The sequence below is a fragment of the Stenotrophomonas sp. 05L44_2 genome (assembly GCF_056665995.1).
In genome coordinates, this window is sequence record NZ_JBFTNR010000610.1 from 1 (window position 1) to 2,560 (window position 2,560).

The window sequence follows — 2,560 nt, forward strand, 5'->3', positions numbered from 1 at the left end:
GCCCACACCTGTGCAGCCAGCGTGTCGAAGTCGACAACGTCGTTGCCGTGTGCCAGCAGCACGTCGAACAGGCGCCAGCTCAGCCCCTGGATCGGCAGCACGTCGCCGGCGCGGCTGACCCGCTGCGCGGGGCGGTCGATCTGCAGGTCAAGCAGGCGCAGGGTGTCCATGGGTGAAGCATAGCGCCGCGGTACGACGCCGGCAGCGCCGGACGACAGGCAAAGAAAAAGCGGGCCGAAGCCCGCTTTTTCATTCTGGCGTGTCAACCAAGATTGACACCTACCGTCATCGACCTGCGGTCGATTACTCGGCGGTGGCGCCTTCGCCTTCCTCGACGGCCTTCATCGACAGGCGGATACGGCCCTGCTTGTCGACTTCCAGCACCTTGACCTTGACCACATCGCCTTCCTTCAGCACGTCGCCGACCTTCTCGACGCGGTCGCTGGAGATCTGCGACACGTGGACCAGRCCGTCCTTGCCCGGCAGGATGKTGACGAAYGCRCCGAAGTCCATGATCTTGGCGACCTTGCCTTCGTAGATGCGGCCCGGCTCGACGTCCGAGGTGATCTGCTCGATGCGGGCCTTGGCGGCCTGGGCAGCGATGGCATTGACCGAAGCGATGACGATGGTGCCGTCATCCTGGATGTCGATCTGGGTGCCGGTTTCCTTGGTGATGGCCTGGATGGTCGAACCACCCTTGCCGATCACTTCGCGGATCTTGTCCGGGTGGATCTTGATGGTCAGCAGGCGCGGCGCGTAGTCCGACAGCTCCTCACGCGGGGCGGTCAGGCCGTGGGCCATTTCGCCCAGGATGTGCAGACGGCCAGCCTTGGCCTGCTGCAGAGCCTGCTTCATGATCTCTTCGGTGATGCCTTCGATCTTGATGTCCATCTGCAGGGCGGAGATGCCCTCAGCGGTACCGGCAACCTTGAAGTCCATGTCGCCCAGGTGATCTTCGTCACCCAGGATGTCGGACAGGACGACGAAGCGATCGCCTTCCTTGACCAGGCCCATGGCAATACCCGCCACCGGAGCCTTCACCGGCACGCCGGCGTCCATCAGGGCCAGCGACGAGCCGCAGACCGACGCCATCGACGAGGAACCGTTCGACTCGGTGATTTCCGAGACAACGCGGATGGTGTACGGGAAGGATTCCAGCGACGGCATCACTGCCAGCACGCCGCGCTTGGCCAGACGGCCGTGGCCGATCTCGCGACGCTTCGGGCCCATCATGCGGCCGGTTTCACCCACCGAGTAGGGGGGGAAGTTGTAATGGAACAGGAAGTTCTCTTTGTACTCACCGGAGACGGCATCGATGACCTGGCCATCACGGGCGGTGCCCAGGGTGATGGTCACGATGGCCTGCGTTTCACCGCGGGTGAACAGCGAGGAACCGTGGGTACGCGGCAGGATGCCGGTCTTCACTGCGATCGGGCGGACGGTGTCCAGCGCACGGCCGTCAATGCGGACCTTGGTGTCCAGCACCGAGTTGCGCATGGTGCTGTATTCCAGCTCGCCGAATTCCTTCGACAGCTCGGCCGGGTTCCAGCCTTCAGCGGCAACGCGGCCGGCCAGCGACTCGACCACGTCCTTCTTGATCGCCGAGATGGCGTCGCGGCGCTGCAGCTTGTCGCGCACCTGGAAGGCCTCGCCCAGACGCGGGCCGATGGCTTCCTGCAGGGCGCTGATCAGCACGTCGTTCTTGGCCGGGGCCACCCAGGTCGACGGCTTGGTGCCGGCTTCCACGGTCAGTTCGTTGATCGCGTTGATGACCTTCTGCATTTCGCGGTGACCGAAGGTCACGGCGCCCAGCATCACGTCTTCGGACAGCAGCGCGGCTTCGGATTCCACCATCAGCACGGCGTTGGCGGTACCGGCAACGACCAGCTCCAGCTCCGAATCCTTCAGTTCGGTCACGGTCGGGTTGAGGATGTACTCACCGTTCTTGTAACCCACCTTGGCGGCGGCGATCGGACCCTTGAACGGGGTGCCGGCCAGCGACAGCGCAGCCGAGGCACCGATCAGGGCCGGGATGTCACCGTCGATGTCCGGGTTCAGCGACATCACGGTGGCGATGATCTGGACTTCGTTCTTGTAGTCTTCCGGGAACAGCGGACGGATCGGACGATCGATCAGACGCGAGATCAGGGTTTCCTTCTCGGTCGCGCGGCCTTCGCGCTTGAAGAAGCCACCCGGGATACGGCCACCGGCGTAGAACTTCTCCTGGTAGTCACAGGTCAGGGGGAAGAAGTCCTGGCCCTCACGCGCGCTCTTGGCGGCAACGGCGGAGACCAGCAGCACGGTGTCGTCGAACTTGACGATGACGGCGCCACCGGCCTGGCGGGCGATTTCGCCGGTCTCAAGCGTGACGGTGTGCTTGCCGTACTGGAAGGTTTTGGTGATTTTTGCCACGGAGGGTGTCCTTGGGGATGCTGTCTGCGAATGGACCGTGGGCGACCCTTGCCGCCAACGGATGACCGGTCGTTCCGATCTGAAAAAGGTATTGCGATGCTACAAAACAAAACCGCGGCGCATCGCTGCGCCGCGGGGGATTCGTTGC

General features: G+C 63.8%; 1 protein-coding gene. It reads right to left on the bottom strand.

What is annotated here, in order from left to right; translation table 11 throughout:
- Positions 1-303: 303 nt before the first annotated feature.
- Positions 304-2,412: a polyribonucleotide nucleotidyltransferase gene (gene pnp, locus AC1VAN_RS18160; protein WP_480986373.1), complete on the bottom strand. Its 2,109-nt coding sequence runs from the start codon at positions 2,410-2,412 to the stop codon at positions 304-306.
- Positions 2,413-2,560: the final 148 nt, after the last annotated feature.